Here is a 17,590-nt window from a genome sequence, read left to right as displayed (position 1 = left end):
ATCACGCCACGGCGAACCCGTCCGCTCATGCCACAGAATCGCGTTGATCACCTGCCGATGGTTACGCCACCGACCACCCCGCTGCCCCGACTCCGCGGGCAGCAACGGCGCGATCACCGACCAGGCCTTATCCGTCAACTCACCACGACCAACCATGATCCATCATCTGCACACGATCATGAAAAAGATCCGCAGGACACGCCCTAAGCCCCGGTAGCCCGGGAACAATCGGGGTATTCGGTCTTGTTGCCGGTTCAAGGCTTCGATTGCAATCGTCGTTCGGCGCGGCGCAGCAGCCGAAGCAGCAGGTCTGCCGTCTGTACGACTTCGGCTGCCTCGGTTGCATCATCGAAGTGCACGGTGCGGTGGCTTGAGGGGTTCTTGAAGGCGCCGATCGAGCCGGCAAACAGGTTCATGATCGCCAGTTGTTCACCCGGGTGCGCTTGAGCGTCTGCCAGCGGCCCACCCTCCGGCTTGAAAGCTTTGCGCATCAGATCGACACCGATGATCGTGCTGTCCAAGCCGGAGACACGGCGCACTTCCACCTCAACAGCTTTCATCGCTGCGAAGCAGGCGGTCTCGTAGTCGCCCAGATTGAAGATCGGGCGCACCTTGGCCTCCAGTTGTGGGTCCAGCGCACCTGCCAGCCGTTCGTCGGCCCACAGTGTGGTCAGCGCGGCCTTATCCTTGACAAGCTCGCGGCCCACCCTAGTCACCCGCTGCCAGGAAGACGTCGTGTTCCTGCCATGCGGACCGATCAGGCCGTGGGATTCCAGCCAGGCCCACGCATCGGACAATCGGTCGAGCAAGTCGTCGCGATCCGGTTCGTGATTGAACTCAAAGGCATGCTCGGCTCCGCGCATCATGTTGTTGGCGTTGACAGTGCCACTCGAGACCAAACTATTGAGTAGTTGCAAGGCCAACTCAGGAGTCGCCAGCTCGCGGATCTGATTAGTTGGCACTGGGCCAGACATGCTCATCGTCATGGCGGCACGTTACGCGGCGCGACGCACTTCTTCCTGAAGCACGCCCGGTAGGTGGTGTTGGGCGGGCTCGGGGGCCGCCAGCAGTCCTGTTCCATCCAGTGCGCGATCGGGTCCTGCACGGCCAGGGGCCGATAGTCGGGGTCGCCGAGGCGGCGGCCGATCTCGGCGGCGAACAGGGTTTGCCCGTCGGTTCCGCCCGCGGCCAGGCGCCGCCAGCGGAGCGACCCGATGACCTCGGCGAGGGTGACGGTCTCGGGGTAGACGACGGCGAAGACTCGGGAGGCGCTGAACGTGTCGGTCTCGGTGCCGGGCGGGACGAGCGCATCGGTGCGGCGGCGCCAGTGGTTCGGCGACCTCGATGCCGCCGTAGGCGAATGTCGCGGGCAGCCGCTCGTTATCTTGAGCTGACGCATTGATCATGCTGTTGACCAGTATCGATGCCATGAGGACATTGTCGATGACGACCGTCAAGTGGATCCGATGATCACTGCAGTGTTTCTTGCTCGGCGTGTCGTGCGCTGGCATATCAGCTCGACGTTCCCAAGGGCAGGGCAAGCGCCTGATCACCAGCTCTGGTTCAGAGATCTGGGAGCAAGTCGCCAGAGTCTGAGTAGCGGCCTTGTTCCAGGCGGAAGACATAGGCCCGAAGGTCGGTCCTGAGGTCACCCGCCAGGTACGCGAGGAACTCGCGTGCACCTTCGGCGGCCTCAAGCTCATAAGAATCCGGTGCGGCGGTCCACTCGCCGAGCAGCGCCGTGACATGCTCCTCGACCTGGCCTCGCTCGTCCCACCAGGCGCGGACGGCGTCCGGTGTCCACCGCGAGTCAGCGTCGCAGGCGTAGCCGTCGAAGGGGTCGTCCTCGGCGGCAGACAGCACGCACTCGACCTCTGTCCGGGTCTTGGGCTGGCGGTAGACGAACTCGTTGTAGTACTCGCCGCCGTAGAGGACGTGGCGTGGTGCGGAGCCGGCCGGTCCAACAGTTGTCGGTCTGGCCTGTGTAGAAGGGGCCAGGCACGTTCAACCAGTGCTTCTCTGCCCATTTCTTGCCGTCGTCAGGCGTGAAGAAGTCTGGCGGAACGTGCGAGATCGGATCCTCAGGCGCAGGTGTGTCGGTCACGCCATCAGGATCCCCGAGCATCTACGGGCGCCGCCACGTTCAGTGATCTCCGCGCGGACACGGCCGTCAGCAGGGTCCGTTGATCGCTGAGGATTTCCTTCTGGGCGTGTCGCGGGTACTGCCACGAACGTCGGCCACCCTGCGCTCGCCGAGGGCCAAGGCGAGCGCTTCACGGAGTTGTTTGTTCTCCGCGTCCAGGTGCCGGCCCCGCTCGGTGGCGGACTGCAGGCGGCGCAACAGCGAAGCGTCGGAGGCTCGTTGCCGGTCGGGAACCGGCCGGGTCGGCGAGGCTGGACTTTACCGGGTGCGGAGCCGTTCGATCTCGACACGCAGATCCGGCTGATTGTAAAGCCAAGATCGTGACACCCGTGCCTGCCTGGCGACGGCGTCAAAGTTGATCGGCAGCCCGGACTTGTCCATGCGGCGCAGGGCGGCGACAGCGCGTTGGATCGCCGCCAGCCGAATCGCCACCGATCCCTATATCGGTGTGGCCGTTGTCGTCGCCGAGCTGGCCGACGATCGCCGCAGACTCACTCCTCGGATGATGGCAGGTGGGGTGCCCTGTCCAGCCGATCCCTTCGGTGTCTGGACCTCGTCTTCGGGAGAGCGGGGGTAGTTTTCGGGACCAGGGGCCGGGGCTTGTTTTCGGGAGCGGTGACAGCCCGACCGGTGACCGTCGTGTGCCTCGTTGACGCCCCGCTTCCCTGCGCGAGCCAGCGTTTGCGTGCCGGGTGGTCGGGTCTGGGGCGCCTCAGAGTCGGGAGGGTGTTCGGAACACAGGCTCCTTAGCGGCTGCCTGTGCCTGGTCATCGGTCTGCACGACCCGCCTCACCTCGGGCGAGGCAGCCGAGTTCGCCACCCGTGTCCCGCGTGGCTCGGTGATCCCGGCCCGCCCGTCGAAGCCCTCGTCCCCTTCGGCAAGCAAGGCGAACGGGTGCACCCTGCGAGCCTGCCCTACGCGGGCTGACCCCGCCTCACGCTACTCGGGCGAATAGCGCGAGGCGGGGCATCACCTGATCACGGCCCCCAGCAGTCCGGGGCGTTGAGTGTGGGATTCTGCGCGGTCCCGGGCGTGTTGAGGTAGTGGTCGTTGATGAAGCCGATCGAGTTGTTCTTCTCGTCCTGCGCGCGATACCAGAGCCTGTTCCCGTGCGGGCCGACCGCGTCGCCGTAGTCGTAGCAGATGAGGTGGATGTAGTCGCCCTGGTAGAAACCGCACCCGGGGATCCGGTCGGTGTCGTTCCAGTGCGGGGAGTTCCGCCAGTAGACGCCGCCGACGGCGTCGACGGCCTGCCAGCGCTGCTCGTGCACCGGCGCCCCGAAGGTGCAGGACGCTTGTTCCGTCATTGCGCCACCCGATACAGCGGGGGTGGCTTCCGCGCTTGCGACACCTGTTCCCAGGAGCGCCGCGAGCATCACGCATGACGCGACCATGATTTTCATCGATTGAAATCCTCTCTCTGCGGGGGTGTTCTGCGGCGGATCCCCGACCTACTCCGTTCGGATGTGATCCGCCGGGTCCTTTGGTACCGGTGTAACACCGCCCGGAGTGTCGGCGACGGTCTATGGCGGCCGGCGACGGTCAAGCAGATGGCCCAGGAGGCAGCGTGCCCCGTCCGGAGCGCCCGATTGATCCAGCGGTGGGCGCGTTGCAGCAGTTCGCACTCGATCTCCGGAAGCTGCGGGAGGACGCGGGTAGCCCCAAGTTTCTGCAGATGGCGCGGCGGTCCGGCAAGTCGAGGACTGCGCTGTCCGAGGCCTCCGGCGGTGATCACCTGCCCACCTGGGAGACGGTGTCGGCCTACGTCAGCGCCTGCGGGGAAGACCCGGACCCCTGGCTGCCCAGGTGGGAGGCGGTGCGCGAGGAGCTCAAAGAACGCCGGGTAGACAAACCTGCCGAGACCACAACACCTGTGCGGGAGCTCGCGGACACCCCACCCCGGCCGAAGAAACGGATTCGCCGTTCCCTCATCGGGCTCGCGGCTGTTTGCGCCGTCGTGGCACTGGTTGTCCTGGTGTTCAGTGACGGGCCTTTCGGCGACGGCACCCCGCCCGCCGCACCCGCCGTGCTGACAGTGCAGAACAAGATCGCGTTGGGCCCGCGCGGGCTCGTGGAGGATTCGACGTCGGCGTACCTCTCGAAGCGGACCATCGCGCGGTGCGGCGCGTACGGCTGCAAGATCGACGGCACCGAGTTCTGGAGCGGGGCGGTGCTCGCCGTGCGCTGCTACGCGCGGGGCACGCTGATGCACAACTTCGACCTGACCCAGTCCGGCGCCCGGCAGAACCCCGACGCGGTCGAATCGGACATCTGGTACCGGACGGCGATGCCGGACGGGCGAACGGGGTGGTTATCCGAGATCTACGTCGAGCCCGCAAATCGGGGCGGAATGGGCTTGCCCGTGTGCGACGGGCTGGCCGCCGAGGGGGTCGAGGTCCGGTGAGCGCCTCTGCGCGAGGCGCAACAGACACTGCCCGCCGCCCGCGAGAACCGCCGCGCGATAGCGGTGTAACAGGGCAAGAGTTCTGAACGACCACCCGGTCGTGAATGGTGCCGTGCGGTGGGCTCTTGCACGTACCGAGTGGCGGAGAGGGCTTCGCCGCGATCTCGGTTCTCGCTTGCGCCGCTTCGGCGACCAGGGAGGCAATCCGTGGACTGTTGCCATTGCGGACGTAGCGCAACAGCTCGATGTCTCCGTGGCAGCGCGTTCGTCTGCCCACGTCACCGCTGTCATTACCCCAGGCCTGTCATCTACTGGCTTGAGGCAACGAAGGCCGGCGCGCTCGCGCTCGAACGGCGCTCCGCCGCGCCGCTCCAGGTTCAGAGACGCGCAGACGTGGAGTACCTCGCGTTCGAGGTTGTGTTCCCGCGCGGGCGGTGAGCAGCGGCTTCCGTTGATCGCGGCCTGGTCGGTGCCGTTCGAGGTGTGCCGTCCGGTACGGGATTCCCGTCGTATGAGGGACAGCGGCATCTGTCGGGCCGGTGGCGGACAGCGACGACGGGCACGCTGGTCGGCTACGCGTCCTGGAATGAGCGCGACACACTGGCACTGCTGGACTTCGATCCGGACGTCGTGGGGCTATTGACCAAACCTCGCCGTCATCCACAGTGGTGAGGTGAGCGACTCGCAACTGCCCCCGGTCCTGGAGGGGCTCAGCCCTCTCGAAGAAGCGATCATCGACGGCGCCCGCCGAGGTGTCTGGACGAAACCCGAGACCAAGCTGACGACCGACCAGCTCACCAGCACTAAGGATCCAGAACTCCGGGTGCGGGCGGAACTGATTCGCGAACTGCTTATGGGACGCCGCGGTGAACTGGATCCGCGCGGGGTGTTCGTTGCGGGTGTGCGGGTGGTTGGTCTCCTGGACCTCGACTATGTCACCGCGGTCACCAACCTGGTGCTGGCAGACTGCGCACTGCCGGATGGCATCACGTGTCAACACGCGCATTTCAAGCACTTACGCCTGTCCGGCAGCGTGCTTTCTGTCCTGTCCGCCGCTGGCCTCCACATCGACAGTGACCTGTCTCTGTACGGCGCGCGCATCACCGGCGCCAGCGAATTCGGAGCTCTGCGGCTAGTCGACGCGCACATCGGCGGCGGCGTCAACCTTGATCGCTCCACTATCGTCAACACGACCGGCCCGGCCGTCTACGCCGATGGCGTACACACCGACCGCCACTTCTTCGTGCGCGATGCGCACATTACCGGCGCTAGTGAATCCGGAGCTCTGCGGCTAACCGGAGCGCGCATCGGCGGGCAACTCAATCTCGATCGCTCCACCATCGTTAACACCTCCGGCCCTGCTCTGCACGCCGATAGCATCCACATCGACGCAGGCTTGGTTCTGCGCGATGCGCACGTCACTGGCGTTGGCGAACTTGCAGTTCTGCGATTACCCGCCGCCCAAATAAGGGGTGACGTTGATCTGAACCGAACACAGATGGCCAGGGAGGAGGGCCCGATGGTGTCACTGACGCAGACCCAGGTGCACGGGACGCTATTCTTTCCCGCCTCACTGGTGTGCCCGCACTCCAGCCAGGACCATGGCGACCGAGATTGCCCTGAGGGCGTACGCCAGTTGGTCGTACGAGGGCTGATATTCAACCAACTCCGGGAAGTCACCTGGCGGGAGTGGCTGCATTTGCTGGTCCACCACACCCGTGAGTACCTGCCTCAGCCGTACCAGCAACTCGCCGCCGTGGAACGTGCGGCCGGGCACGACAACAACGCCCGCACGATCCTCATCACCCAGCAAAACGACCTGCGTCGCCGCGCTCCCGCTGCCCTCGGCGGTCCCGTCGCGCGCGGCCGGCACCGGCTGTGGGGCTGGCTGGGCCGCTACGGCTACCGTGCCCATCGCCTGGTCACCGCCCTGTTCATCGTCCTTGTGCTCGCCGGGGCCACCGGCTACACCGCAGGACAGATCACCACCCGGCCTGAGCACCGCGCCGCCGAGCGGGTCCAACCAGCTGCCACACCCGCCGCGGCGCCCGGTGTCGCGTGCTCCACTGCCGAACTTATCGGCCTCGGCATCGACCGTGGCCTGCCTGTCGGCGCCACTGGCTTGCGCGCCCGCTGTGACCTCGACACCGGCACCCGGTGGGGCCAGGCTTTTACCTACTTGCTCTGGGCACTTCAAGCCCTCCTCTGGGCCCTGGCCACGCTCACCATCGCCGCCTACACCGGCCTCATCCGCAAAACCACCTGAACACGCATCGCCTCCATCCGATGCCTCTGGCCCGCTGCTGCTCGTTTTGACCTCGATTCGCGAACCTGCGGCACGGCAAGATGAGCGCATGCGCGCTGGAGACCCTGTCGTATTCATCTACGACGAACCCGAACTCGGCTTGGCAGGCGGCACCCACGGCACCCTGACAGCCATCCGGACATCAGACGATGTCGACTTCGAAACCGACGACGGCCGGGAGTTCACAACCGATCTGGACATGCTCAACCCGCTGTCGGCACCACCGTGGCCGCCAGCCGGATCCGAGCGGGAGCGACCATGACGAAGCGCAACGAATCGGGAAAGGCAGCTTCGGTGTCAGGCCACGACGCTGCTGTGGCCGTGATCACTACGTTGTCGAGTGTCGCGCTTGTAGCGAACCCCGTCGCGGCAACGCTGGTGGGTGGCAGCGGACCAGTGCTCAAGTACGTGACACAGCTGTGGACCCAAGCAGGAGAGCGACGCGGAGACCGCGCGGTGTGAGCTCTCGAACAAGCCGCCGACATGATGGACGTCGACCTCGCCATTTTGGTGGAGCGGGCGGCTGGCTATGACCCCCGGTTCGAACTTTTCGGCCAGGTCTGGGAAGCAACGGCGCGGACCTCGATGGAGGACAAGATCCAGGCCCTCGGTCAGATCCTCGCCGATGGCCTGCGCAGCGACAGCCACCTCGAGGAGGCGTTGATGCTGGCCTCGATGGTGAACGACCTGGAGGCACCGCACGTTGTGGTGCTGAAACTGATCGCTGAGCAACCGGTCCCTCCGGAATCGATGTGGTCCAACCCTGGTGGGCCCCGCGGGTGGGAACGGACCCATCTCGCACTGGCGCTGCCCGACTACAACGGTCTTCTTGGCGGGGTGCTGGCGGCGCTCGTTCGCCATGGCGCATTGCGAACGTTGGGCGATGCGACCTGGGACGGAGTGGTGAACAACCACACGCACGGCATCACGACACTAGGAACCCGCTGCCTGCAGCTGTTCGACCACGAAACAGTAGACAGTCCACATGCTCCCCGACGGACCCGCCTAATCCGAACACTAGGTCCGGGCAATATGCGCGACCGCCGTCCGGGCCTACCTGCAGTATTTTCGAGCCGCTGGTCTTGGCCGCCCGCGCGCACTCGACGATCGACACGCCTAGCCCGGGTCAGGTCGAACACCAGTCGGTCGAGGTCCGCGCTGAACGGGTGAGAACGTGCCCTGGTTGGTGATCCCGGGCAAGGGGTGCCGCCAGGTACGGTCTGTCGGTGTCAGAATCTGACGAATGGTTGATTTCGGTTCGGAGCTACAGCGACGGCGAAAAGCCGCACGCCTTTCCCCGACGGAGATGGCCAAAAGGAGCCAATTCAGCGAGGAATACCTCGCCAAGGTCGAGAACGGTAACGCGACCCCGAACACCGCGTTGGGTCGTGTCGCTGATGACCTGTTGAACGCCGGTGGCGCCCTCGCCGCACTTGTTGGGACCGGCGTCCGGGACGAGTCGGCTGGTGGGTTGCCGGAGTCGAGCACGTTGCCGTTGCGCGGTGTTCCTTTCCGTGAGCCGCTTACAGGCCACACCGGCATGGTCTTGTGGGGTGATGTCGGTGGTCGGCCGGTGCTGGTTACCGGCAGCGATGACGGTGTGGTGAGGTTGTGGGAGGTGGTGGTGGATCGTGCGGTGGCCCGTTTGCCGTCGTATCGATCGGACACCGCTGAAGACAGCGACGCGCTGTCTCGTGCGGAGGATGCGGTGGCGGTTGCTGAGTTAATCGTGGCTCGGACGGCGCGCCCGCCGCTGGCGATCGGGTTGTTCGGTGACTGGGGTGAGGGCAAGAGCCACTTCTTGGAACTGCTGCGACGCGAAGTGCGCGTGACCGCAACAAGCCCTCGCCATTCACCGCGAGATCACGCTCCCGAGGCAGCTGACACCGCAGCCCTGCTTCGCATGCTCGAACCCAATAGCCAGTCCTGACGACGTCAGCTTGGTGCACCGCCGATATACCTGCGCTTTGGGGCAACGAACTCAGGTTCTCGACGTCCCAGGTTGTCAAGCCCTCTCGGGTCATCATGCTCGGAGTAAGCCGATCTCAGATCGTCTGCCTCTTCTCCGGCAGCCATTCCGGCGGCCGGATCGAGACGACAGGTGGTACCGGTTCAGCGTCGTTGATTCGGTCGTCGCGATCGCCGCGGCGCATCCTTGCGGAGGTTGGTTGTCCTCCTGGGCCATGCATTCCCGAGGACCATCGTCGACCTGTAGCTGAGGGTGCAATTCGGAAGGTTGGTTTGCAACCTTCTACGCGAGTCTGAGTTGGATAACTCCGACTCGGAGTCATTGTCTAAGGTGTCTAACGTTGTTGCGTGTCAACGGGTTCAGGCAACTTCGGCAACCCACCCCGACTTAGCGGCTCGCGCATGCTCCGGTTACTCTCGTGCGCGGTGCAGCTCATTGTGTAATCCAGTCGCCCCCGATTGCTCGGGCCCGGCGATCGGGAAGCAACAGCTTCTCAGAAGGGATGAACACATATGGGTGAACACCGAAAGGATGATGACAACTGCGGCAAACCGCCGCGGAAGCATGGTCCCGGCTGGCCGATAAAGCCCAACCGGGACCACGTCCTGATATGGGTGATCCAGCTCCTTAGGGTGCTGGCTGCCGCGATCCATGAAGTTTGGAGCCTCTGGGATCGCTAAGCAGGGGCGGCGTCCTGACGGACGTCGCCCTTCACTCGTTCGGCTGGTCGTTCGTCGCCGGATTGCGGTGCGGCAATACCAACCGCCTCGGAGCGTACCTCATCGCTCAGTAACGCTTACACAGTAACGTTACTGTAGCGACGTCACTCGGGCTAGGATCTAGCTGGAGCTGGATGCGTTGCCGCTACCGATTGCCTTGACGTGGTGGCTTACTCGGGTGGCGACGCGACGTTTGGCTGCGGCGGTCGTTTGCTTGCGTGGAGGCACACAGATCACCATGATCAACCGCCGCTGGGTTTCCGGCGCTGAGACGCGCTTACACGGTCACCGTGAAAGCTGCGCGCGTCATCGCCGCCCGGGTGCGACCTTGGTGTCGGCCGGATTCGTCGCCATGAGCTTTGCCGCCGCCGATTCGCCAACCAACCGCGGCTGCCAATCTGGAACGATGACAGATCTTGTGCTACCCGTACTATGGCTTGACTGCACGCAGGGCAAATGTGCCCGACACGATCGCCGCACTTGCGGCTATTCCGCTCAGCTTGGGCAAGCTAGTGATCATTCGTTGAAACGTTAGACCGGCACTACGGCGGACACCCCTTTCGAAGATCAAATGTGCCAGGTATACCCTGCGCTGACTGAGTGACAGGGCCCCTGTCGCGAGAAACGCAGCGAGACACACTTTCGGCCACCAGGGGGAAGCGGTGAGTGAGCAGAACGAGAACTCGGCAGAGTATGCGGAGAGAGTTCGACAGAATCTGAAAGAGGCGGTTGCCAACGGAGATCCTGACGCGATGCTGAAGAAGCTTGATCACTTGCGTGCGGAGGGTGATCCGGCTGCGGCGGAGGAACTTACGCGCAAGATTGTCGAAGTCGCAATTGAGGCCCTTCAGTCACCAGCGTCGCCGTCGGAGGAGAAGCTGTCCTCCCCTCGGCGTAAGCTACTTCTTGTTATCTTCTTTGTGGTCGTCGTTCTGGTGGTCACCGTGGTCTTGACTATAGTGATCACTCGCACGACAACGGCGCGCCCGACGGCGACCCCTCGGCCTAGTCCAAGTATCACCCTTCCGGCTGGCACGACAATCCCTCCTACGGCAGGGACTTCCAGTACGGTGGGTGTGCCTGGAGATGGAACTGCGACTTCCGCATCTATCGGCACCTCTTACAAGATCAAGTCCCAGCAGCGCATCACGGTCGGCGCACCGACCACATCCGACTGCGGTGTCACCGGAATTGATCTTGATGCTCCGGCTGTGCATGTTGATGAGGTCGGCGACGGGGACGACTTGAAGTACGATGACATGTACTGCGACCTGTACTTCAGGAAGGCGAGCGCCCCATTCGTGGGCACCGCCTCAACGCGACAGCCTCAAACCGGCGAAGAGTGCTCGAAAATTGCTCAAACCAACGCGGCGCCCGGAACTATCAAGGTGGGCGACTTAAAGATCGGGCAATCCGCATTCTGTGTGGTCACCGACTCGGGAAATATTGCCTGGATTAGTCTTGTCGACGTCGTCAGTCACGGCGGCAGGGAAAATCCGGATCTGAAGTTCGATCTCACGCTATGGGGCCGGAGTTGAGTTAGAAGTTTACAAAGTGCCGAACAGGATACTCCTCGGCCGAGCGACGGTTGTCTGATGTGAGTCTTGACTGTTAGGTGATCACCATAATGGCTTAGTACTACGAGCGACACGCGTTGGCGTCGTGGATCGGCGCGGCCGAGTTGGCGCCGGTCCACGACGCCAACGCGGTACAGAGTGCCGCCGTACCGCCGTGACGGTGTCGATGGCCAGTCGCCGGGTTCGCGAAAGCGACATGCTTTGATCTGCTGATGCCCCTCCTCGCGCAGGAGTACTTGAATGGACGGAGCGCTGCGGCCGAGTAGGCAGTTGACCTCGTCGAACTAGGAAACGTGCCTCCGCAAGAGTGCGTCGTCCAGACATCGTGATGCTCATGTCCGCGGTAAGTGTCGCGCGGGTGACAACTGCACCGTCTATCGCGACTCTGGGATCGAGTACAAACTGGCGGGGCGCTTGGTCATGGCTGATGACGGCTATTAATGCAACTCCGAGGTGATCGTGCCCTACCGCAAACCCCTTGACAGCAGCGATCTGTCGGACTGGAAAGGAGACCTCAACGTCGGCCACCGCAAGATCCGCGCCCGCATCGAACACGCGCTGGCTCGGATGAAGTGCTGGAAGATCCTGCGCGACTTCCACCGCGCCGCCCGCCCCTGAACGACACGGCTCCGGAATCGTCCACCTTCACAACATCCTGCTCACGGACTGATCCGCAACACCAGCACCACCCACCACAAGACGTCCCTTAAGGCAGTTCCGCGCGTGTGGTTTCGAAACCTGCGAACAGGTCGCCGAGCTCGTCCACGCGGCCCAGTACGTCGTCGGCGGTGAACCTGAGTTGTTCCGCGCGGCGGCAGGCGCCTACTTCGGCCCAGGTGACCGGGGTGGCGACGGTCGGCTGGTCGCGGCCGCGCAGGGAGTACGGCGTGATGGTGGTCTTGGCGGGGTTGTTCTGCGACCAGTCGATGAATACCCGCCCCGTTCGCTGCGCCTTGGCCATCACCGCGGTCACCCGGTCCGGTGTCTCGCGCGCCAGGCGCTGAGCCAGCCGCTTCGCGTAGGCCGATGGTGCGGCCGGGTCCTCTGTGTCGATGGCGCAGTACAGCTGGAGGCCTTTCGACCCGGACGTGGTGGCGTACGCGGTGAGCCCGTCGTCGGCGAGTTCGTGCTGGAGTCGTTCGGCGACCCGGCAGCAGTCCACGATGGACGTCTCGGGTCCGGGGTCGAGGTCGAACACCAGCCGGTCCGGCGGGCGGCGCACCGGCGGCGGGCCAACATCCACTGTGTACTGGGGGACGTGGATCTCCAGGGCAGCCATGTTCGCCGCCCACACCAGCGCGGCCAGCTCCTTGAACAGCGGGTACTCGATCGGCTCGCCACGTGCGCCGTGACGGCTCCGGGCGCCGGTGCTTGGCAGCGTCACGGTGGGAAGCCAGTTGGGGGCGCCGCGGGGGACGTTCTTCTCGAAGAACTGCTCGCTGCCGACGCCGTCGGGGAATCGGATGACCGTGATCGGGCGCCCGGCGAGATGCGGCAGCAGCACGGGGGCGATGTGCGAGATGTAGTGGGTGACCTCGCCTTTGGTGAAGCCGTCCGGGTACAGGGGTTTGTCCAGGTTCGACAGCGTGAGTTGCCGTGCTCCCGCCTGCACGGTGATCTTGGTGCTGGGGGTCTTCTGCGGGTGGACCTCGGTTGGCTCGGTCGCCACGGCAGGCTGGGCGGATCGTGGCTCGGTCGCGGGCCGGTGGTGTGGCTGGGGGAGAAGCACGTCGCGGGCCTGTTTGTCGTCCCGCAGGCCTCGCCACGCCGTGTGGCGGAGGCGGCCGCCGCTGCGGGTGAACTGCCGGTAGACGACCTCGCCGACGAGCACCGGCTCCACCCAGCGAGCACGGGCGACGTCGGCGCGCGGTGGATCCTCGGCGAACGGGTGCCGTGGCCGCGCGAGAGGCTCGAGGAGAGTGCGGAGGCGGGCGCGTTCGGCGGTGCTCATGCCGGTGCCCACGTCTCCGATGTACACAAGGTCGCCGGCTCCGGGGTCGTGAGCGCCGAGCAGCAGGCCGCCAACGGTACCGGTGAAGCGGCCCTGGCCTGCGCGCCAGCCGCACAGGATGACCTCGCTCGTGTGGGTCCTGGGGTGCTTGAGCCAGGCGTCGGTCCGCTTGCCCGGGGTGTAGGGCGCGCGGCGGTTCTTCGCGACCAGGCCCTCGTGACCCGCGGCAGCGACATGGGCCAGCAGATCCTCGACGGTCCGGCGATCGGCGTCCAGCTCGGTGAAAGTGAACGACCGTACGATGGCGACCCGGTACGGGTCCGGCATCGGCAGCGCCACCAGCTGCTGACGACGGTCGTCGCAGGGCGTTCGCAGAAGGGACTCGTCGCCGAGCTGCAGTAAGTCGAACGCCAGGAACCGGATCGGCAGGTCCTCGAAGGGCTCGTCGCGACGTGGTGAGCTGCGGTGGGTCTGATAGCGGTCGCGGCGCTCCTGCAGCAGCCCGAAGTCGGGTTGTCCGGCGTCGTTGTAGACGACGATCTCCCCGTCCAGCACGACGGCTTGGCCGTCCAGCGCGGGACCGAGGACGCCGGCGAGCTCGGCGAACTCGTCGGTGAAGTCGATGCCGTTGCGGCTGGTCAGCCGGGTCGTGCCGTCGGGGGCGATCTGCATTGACGTGCGGTAGCCGTCGAGTTTGTAGTCGTAGGACCACGCCTCGCCTTCGGGCAACCTGCCGCTGTCGGGCTTGGCCAGCATCGGCTCGATCCAGCCGGGCACGAGGGAGTCGTCACGGCGTGGCTTCCGCGTCATCTCGCACCTCCCGTCGGCTCCACGACGAGGCCCATTCGCCGCATGCCCTATCGTCCCTCGAAGGGTCGCGGAGTGCATGTCGATTGTCCACATGTGACATCGGCTGAACAGCAGTGATGAGCCTTTCTGCAGGTGCGTGACGGCTGGGCGACCACGCCCTATCCCGACCGGGTCATCGGCGTCGGACCACTTCTGATCGCCGGGATCGGCGACGGTGGCTTTCGGTGCGAGCTTCGCGACGTAGATCGCGTCGGCGCCAACGCCGTCGACGAACAACCCGAAGGCGCGGAAGTAGCGCGTGCTCGGCCGGGCCGGGCGATCGAAGCGCACCTCACCAGTGGTCGCGTCCGGCGTGACAGCCGCGAGGTTCACTCCCTCGTACAGCTCCAGCGTCTTGCGTTTGGTCTCCTGCGCGGTGAACTTCAAGCCGTCGGTCTGCTTGGTGATGTCGGTCCGGGTCGGTTCGACCGCGCCCCAGGAGTCGACTTCAGAGGTGTCGACCGAGCGGCTCCAGGTCGCTCCGTCGCCCTTATCGACCCAGCCGACGTCTTCGTATCCGGGTGGCAGGGCGAGCAGTTTCCCGTCGGCGCCGGAGGTGAGCGCCGTGGGCAGGTCTGCGGAATGGTCAGCGATGAAGATGGACCCTTCGAGCGCCTTGCGGATCAGGTCGCTCTGCTTCTTCTTCAGGGCGTCGTAGGTGGTTGTGGCGGGAACAGTCACGTCGTCTCATCCTGGTCTGTTACAGATCGAGCTACTTGGCCGACTTATGCGGCATGACTGTTTATCGACGCGGGATCCCAGTAGGCAGCGAAGACAAGAAGGCGGTCCGATTAGGTTTAGGCCGTATCCTTGTCACTATCGATGACCTGGAAGCCCTTCTTGATCACATTCGCGAAGATGAAGACACGCCGTTTGTCGAATTTATTGGTGGTGAATTCAGTTCACCAGAGGATCTCCGACGATTAAAGCCCGACGAGCGCCGGAAACTTCACATAAAAACATCAAGACTTGAAGTCACCTTAAGTGGGGATATGGCGTCCGTTTTTGGCCAAAGGGAAGCCTGCAACTCTCTGGTTTCGGGGTGGGCTGCACGTCGCACCACGCGAGAATTTCCCCCCTGGAAGGAATCAAAGGCAAGGCGCGATAAAACATACTACAAGATCATGGCATTCATTGGACAAGTCATGTCTTTTATGATCCTGACCGGGATTTTGGCCATCACGGGCGTACTGGATGGCACTGGCGTCACATTGGCAGAGTGTTTTCTAGTTAGTCCGCTTGTGGCCATTATCGCCTTTCCGCTCATGATTTCGAATTGGTGGAAGTCAAAAGTTCTACAATTGGCGCCGTATATGTATTGCGTTATTGTGCCAACAACCCTGGAAGAATATTACCGAGACAGACAAGAGCATCGCCGACATCGGAACATTATAGTAGTTTCGACCGTCGGTTCGGTGATTGCCGCCGCAGGAGTTGTAGTGGCAATTATCGCACTTAAATAGGGACTGTGCGTCGCCGTGAAAAGTGAAAGTAGCCCACGACTCGCCGGACGTCTTCAGTCGTTGCGTACGGCACTTGCGTGGGCGGGTTGTCGGTGCGCGCGGTGTCGATGAGCACGCCGGCCACCCGTGTCCGGACACTGCCGAGGATCAGTTGTCGGCACTGCTCGGCGAGCTGCCAGGCGTCGGCGCGGTCGGTGCCGTAGCAGGCGATCTCCATGCGCGGGTAGTCGGTGATCTGATTGTCGGACCCGCCGACGCGCTGCACCCGGATCAGCGGCGGGGTCAGCGTGGCCGGGGTGGCGGTCACGGTGGGCGCGACCGGGTCGAGTAGCGCCATCACCACGGTCTCGGCGTCGGGGAACGGCGGCATCACCATGCCCACGTCAGCCCGCCTCCACGATGTCGATCGTGCGGGCGAGCACGTGGTGCGGGTGGTTCTGGTGATCGTTACCCCACTCCACTGCCGCAGAGTGCGGCGCCGTCGCCACGATCAGCCCGACCGGCCGATCTAGCCGTCGCCCGCCGAGTCCTCCGTCCTCGGCCTGGATTCCGGCCGCGTACTCCCCGGTCCGTCGCGGTGCGATGGTCTCGGCGAACTGCGCGCCGCCTCGGGCGCGATCCATGATCAGGCCGTGCACCTCAGTTCCGCGCAGCAGCTGCGCGAGGCCGCGGTGGTCAGGTACGAACTCAATGTCGGCCATCAGCCGGTCATCCTCTCCAACGCGATCACGCACACCCCGGAGTCCGCAGCGAAAGGGCTCGGAAAGCGCTCGGGGGTGCCGACGACCTGCCAACGGGTGCCGTCGGGCAGTGTCACGCGGTCTGCCGGCCCAACGTCGGCGCGCAGTCCTGTGTAGACGGTCATTCTGGCGGTCACTTGATCGGCTCGGTCGGTCGTTTCGCTCGAACCGCCGGGAGCGAGCACGCAGTCATCGAGGGGATGCTCGGTGGCGGGTAGTGGGTCGCCGTACCGGTTGGTGTCCGCAGGGCGGGAGATCGTGAGCCGCTGTCCGATCAGCCCTTCGGGGGTCACAGGCGGATCCGCGGTACGGGCACGACGGTGCCGATGCTGAACGCCTTCCCGCGTCCGGCAGCCTTGCGCAGCCGCATCCGCTGGTCGTGACTGAGCCCGTCGCCGGATGCTCGGCTGGCCGCGTAGGTCGCGGAGTACGGGCCGATGGTGGTCGACGTCGCGCCGCCGGGTGTTGGCACGGCCGCGTTGCCCCGCTCCAGCGCCACGGCCATGACTCCAGCCGGCGGGGCGTCTGAACCGGCCCGATCCCGAACGGGATCTCCGCCAGGCCCCATGGATCTCAGGCCGTACGGCGGATCGCGAGTACGGGCTGGCAGCCTGGAACGATGACAGACCCGGTGCTGCCCGATCTGTGGCTTGACTGGTGCGCGGTCACCGGAAATCCGGTCGACCGCCGGGACGAGGCGACGCTCGACCGCTTCTCCGAGCAGGTGGCACCGTCACGGAAGCTGCTCAACACGTTGCGTCCCGCGACCCCGGCCCCGGCCCCGGCATGGCCGTCCGTTCTTCTGGGCGACGTGACCGTGCTCAGTCGGCTTGTGCACGGCGGCACAAGCCGCATCAACGACCCGGACGTCGACTGGATCACGAGGTTGAGGCTGCGCCGGCTGGTGTTCGCCGCGGTGCTGCTGGCACCGCCAGACCAGGGAGGTCTGGGCCTCAGCCGAACCCTGGTACGAGGCCTCACACCAGAACGTCTGCAGAGTCTGCGCCCGGTCATCGGCCGGACCACCGACGAGGCGGATTGCCCGGCGTGCGCCGTGTGGTCGTGGCTCGAGGTGATCGGCACGAACAACGACTGGTCGCAGGATGCCGTCCGGGCCTTGGGCCACCAACGCGACACAGTCGCCGACGAGGAGCAGCACCGCCACGAGCGTGACGATCCGAGCCCCGGCTGGCTGGACTGGCCCGACTACCCGAACCTTCTGCCGGCGATCGACCAGTGGGGCTACCTCGACCGATATGGCTCGATGCATCCGTCGTCGCTGTCAGGTCTGGTGCACGCGATGGCGACCCTGATCGACAGTCCTGATGTTCAGCGGCGTCGTATCGAGCCTGAGCCGGTGGGCGGAAAACGCCATATCACCGCCGAGGAAGAAGCTGCGATCCTCACCCGCGCGGATGAGGTCAACGCCCGGGTCATCCGGATCCTCGAGGAGTACGGATAAAGTCACC

General features: G+C 64.8%; 19 protein-coding genes and 2 pseudogenes. 10 read left to right on the top strand and 11 right to left on the bottom strand.

Annotation, left to right across the window (positions count from 1 at the left end; all coding sequences use genetic code 11):
- The 6 genes from BS329_RS45530 to BS329_RS18105 form a co-directional block, all read right to left on the bottom strand.
- Nucleotides 1-156: transposase (locus tag BS329_RS45530; RefSeq protein ID WP_143253101.1), on the bottom strand; the 156-nt coding region annotated here is incomplete at its 3' end.
- A gap of 98 nt (nucleotides 157-254) precedes the next feature.
- Nucleotides 255-986, bottom strand: a complete 732-nt coding sequence (locus BS329_RS18120) for a TIGR02391 family protein (RefSeq protein ID WP_076162279.1) — start codon at nucleotides 984-986, stop codon at nucleotides 255-257.
- Nucleotides 983-1,399 carry a hypothetical protein gene (locus tag BS329_RS18115; protein ID WP_076162277.1) on the bottom strand — a complete coding sequence of 139 codons (417 nt, stop codon included), beginning with the start codon at nucleotides 1,397-1,399 and terminating at the stop codon, nucleotides 983-985. Before BS329_RS18115 ends, BS329_RS18120 begins: the two co-directional genes overlap by 4 nt.
- Nucleotides 1,400-1,563: 164 nt before the next feature.
- On the bottom strand, nucleotides 1,564-1,863 hold the full coding sequence (locus BS329_RS42655; RefSeq protein WP_143253100.1) for a hypothetical protein: 300 nt from the start codon (nucleotides 1,861-1,863) through the stop codon (nucleotides 1,564-1,566).
- A gap of 538 nt (nucleotides 1,864-2,401) precedes the next feature.
- Nucleotides 2,402-2,575, bottom strand: coding sequence for a DUF6262 family protein (locus BS329_RS43420; protein ID WP_158075807.1), 174 nt, complete (start codon nucleotides 2,573-2,575; stop codon nucleotides 2,402-2,404).
- 546 nt (nucleotides 2,576-3,121) lie between these two features.
- Nucleotides 3,122-3,451 carry a hypothetical protein gene (locus tag BS329_RS18105; protein ID WP_076162275.1) on the bottom strand — a complete coding sequence of 110 codons (330 nt, stop codon included), beginning with the start codon at nucleotides 3,449-3,451 and terminating at the stop codon, nucleotides 3,122-3,124.
- A 260-nt stretch (nucleotides 3,452-3,711) separates the two neighbouring features.
- Between BS329_RS18105 and BS329_RS18100 the strand changes: the two genes are divergently transcribed.
- From BS329_RS18100 to BS329_RS44625, 8 genes and pseudogenes are all read left to right on the top strand, one after another.
- Nucleotides 3,712-4,548 carry a helix-turn-helix domain-containing protein gene (locus BS329_RS18100; protein ID WP_143253099.1) on the top strand — a complete coding sequence of 279 codons (837 nt, stop codon included), beginning with the start codon at nucleotides 3,712-3,714 and terminating at the stop codon, nucleotides 4,546-4,548.
- 483 nt (nucleotides 4,549-5,031) lie between these two features.
- Complete coding sequence (locus BS329_RS41910) at nucleotides 5,032-5,220, top strand: hypothetical protein (RefSeq protein WP_208619228.1); 189 nt, start codon at nucleotides 5,032-5,034, stop codon at nucleotides 5,218-5,220.
- A gap of 1 nt (nucleotide 5,221) precedes the next feature.
- On the top strand, nucleotides 5,222-6,814 hold the full coding sequence (locus BS329_RS18095; protein WP_076162271.1) for a hypothetical protein: 1,593 nt from the start codon (nucleotides 5,222-5,224) through the stop codon (nucleotides 6,812-6,814).
- An 88-nt stretch (nucleotides 6,815-6,902) separates the two neighbouring features.
- Nucleotides 6,903-7,115, top strand: coding sequence for a hypothetical protein (locus tag BS329_RS43900; protein ID WP_076162269.1), 213 nt, complete (start codon nucleotides 6,903-6,905; stop codon nucleotides 7,113-7,115).
- 221 nt (nucleotides 7,116-7,336) lie between these two features.
- Complete coding sequence (locus tag BS329_RS18085; RefSeq protein ID WP_076162267.1) at nucleotides 7,337-8,023, top strand: hypothetical protein; 687 nt, start codon at nucleotides 7,337-7,339, stop codon at nucleotides 8,021-8,023.
- A gap of 73 nt (nucleotides 8,024-8,096) precedes the next feature.
- On the top strand, nucleotides 8,097-8,783 hold the full coding sequence (locus BS329_RS18080) for a helix-turn-helix domain-containing protein (protein ID WP_076162265.1): 687 nt from the start codon (nucleotides 8,097-8,099) through the stop codon (nucleotides 8,781-8,783).
- A gap of 1,420 nt (nucleotides 8,784-10,203) precedes the next feature.
- Entirely contained in the window at nucleotides 10,204-11,079 is an 876-nt protein-coding gene (locus BS329_RS42645; protein ID WP_143253098.1) for a hypothetical protein, read from the top strand.
- A gap of 399 nt (nucleotides 11,080-11,478) precedes the next feature.
- Nucleotides 11,479-11,788, top strand: a pseudogene (locus BS329_RS44625) (transposase family protein); the annotation flags it as partial.
- A gap of 36 nt (nucleotides 11,789-11,824) precedes the next feature.
- Here the strand turns inward: BS329_RS44625 and ligD are convergent.
- Together ligD and BS329_RS45655 are read right to left on the bottom strand one after the other, a co-directional pair.
- Nucleotides 11,825-13,879 carry a DNA ligase D gene (ligD, locus tag BS329_RS18065; RefSeq protein WP_076162309.1) on the bottom strand — a complete coding sequence of 685 codons (2,055 nt, stop codon included), beginning with the start codon at nucleotides 13,877-13,879 and terminating at the stop codon, nucleotides 11,825-11,827.
- Between the two features lie 216 nt (nucleotides 13,880-14,095).
- Nucleotides 14,096-14,599, bottom strand: a pseudogene (locus BS329_RS45655) (phage tail tube protein); the annotation flags it as partial.
- 53 nt (nucleotides 14,600-14,652) lie between these two features.
- Here BS329_RS45655 and BS329_RS42640 point away from each other — a divergent pair.
- Complete coding sequence (locus tag BS329_RS42640; RefSeq protein WP_143253097.1) at nucleotides 14,653-15,381, top strand: hypothetical protein; 729 nt, start codon at nucleotides 14,653-14,655, stop codon at nucleotides 15,379-15,381.
- On the opposite strand, the gene BS329_RS18060 is transcribed toward BS329_RS42640, so the two are convergent.
- From BS329_RS18060 to BS329_RS18045, 3 genes are all read right to left on the bottom strand, one after another.
- Nucleotides 15,374-15,763, bottom strand: a complete 390-nt coding sequence (locus tag BS329_RS18060) for a phage tail termination protein (RefSeq protein ID WP_076162261.1) — start codon at nucleotides 15,761-15,763, stop codon at nucleotides 15,374-15,376. The two genes, BS329_RS42640 and BS329_RS18060, sit on opposite strands and share 8 nt — an antisense overlap.
- A 1-nt stretch (nucleotide 15,764) precedes the next feature.
- Nucleotides 15,765-16,082 carry a hypothetical protein gene (locus tag BS329_RS18055; RefSeq protein ID WP_076162259.1) on the bottom strand — a complete coding sequence of 106 codons (318 nt, stop codon included), beginning with the start codon at nucleotides 16,080-16,082 and terminating at the stop codon, nucleotides 15,765-15,767.
- Nucleotides 16,083-16,410: 328 nt separating this feature from the next.
- Complete coding sequence (locus BS329_RS18045; RefSeq protein WP_076162255.1) at nucleotides 16,411-16,626, bottom strand: hypothetical protein; 216 nt, start codon at nucleotides 16,624-16,626, stop codon at nucleotides 16,411-16,413.
- Between the two features lie 114 nt (nucleotides 16,627-16,740).
- On the opposite strand from BS329_RS18045, the gene BS329_RS18040 reads away from it, so the two are divergent.
- Entirely contained in the window at nucleotides 16,741-17,583 is an 843-nt protein-coding gene (locus BS329_RS18040; protein ID WP_143253096.1) for a hypothetical protein, read from the top strand.
- Nucleotides 17,584-17,590: the final 7 nt, after the last annotated feature.

The sequence above is a fragment of the Amycolatopsis coloradensis genome (genome assembly GCF_001953865.1).
GTDB classification, from domain to species: Bacteria; Actinomycetota; Actinomycetes; order Mycobacteriales; family Pseudonocardiaceae; genus Amycolatopsis; species Amycolatopsis coloradensis.
The sequence above is the reverse complement of the archived record's forward strand: the minus strand, read 5'-3'. Positions and strand labels throughout refer to the sequence as shown.

What these genes read in the sequence shown, in the direction of transcription:
- BS329_RS18120 (WP_076162279.1), bottom strand. Translation starts at nt 986, where the DNA reads ATGACGATGAGCATGTCTGGCCCAGTGCCAACTAATCAGATCCGCGAG.
- BS329_RS18115 (WP_076162277.1), bottom strand. Translation starts at nt 1,399, where the DNA reads ATGCGTCAGCTCAAGATAACGAGCGGCTGCCCGCGACATTCGCCTACG.
- BS329_RS18105 (WP_076162275.1), bottom strand. Translation starts at nt 3,451, where the DNA reads ATGACGGAACAAGCGTCCTGCACCTTCGGGGCGCCGGTGCACGAGCAG.
- BS329_RS43900 (WP_076162269.1), top strand. Translation starts at nt 6,903, where the DNA reads ATGCGCGCTGGAGACCCTGTCGTATTCATCTACGACGAACCCGAACTC.
- BS329_RS18085 (WP_076162267.1), top strand. Translation starts at nt 7,337, where the DNA reads ATGATGGACGTCGACCTCGCCATTTTGGTGGAGCGGGCGGCTGGCTAT.
- BS329_RS18080 (WP_076162265.1), top strand. Translation starts at nt 8,097, where the DNA reads ATGGTTGATTTCGGTTCGGAGCTACAGCGACGGCGAAAAGCCGCACGC.
- ligD (WP_076162309.1), bottom strand. Translation starts at nt 13,879, where the DNA reads ATGACGCGGAAGCCACGCCGTGACGACTCCCTCGTGCCCGGCTGGATC.
- BS329_RS42640 (WP_143253097.1), top strand. Translation starts at nt 14,653, where the DNA reads ATGACTGTTTATCGACGCGGGATCCCAGTAGGCAGCGAAGACAAGAAG.
- BS329_RS18055 (WP_076162259.1), bottom strand. Translation starts at nt 16,082, where the DNA reads ATGGCCGACATTGAGTTCGTACCTGACCACCGCGGCCTCGCGCAGCTG.
- BS329_RS18045 (WP_076162255.1), bottom strand. Translation starts at nt 16,626, where the DNA reads ATGGCCGTGGCGCTGGAGCGGGGCAACGCGGCCGTGCCAACACCCGGC.
- BS329_RS18040 (WP_143253096.1), top strand. Translation starts at nt 16,741, where the DNA reads ATGACAGACCCGGTGCTGCCCGATCTGTGGCTTGACTGGTGCGCGGTC.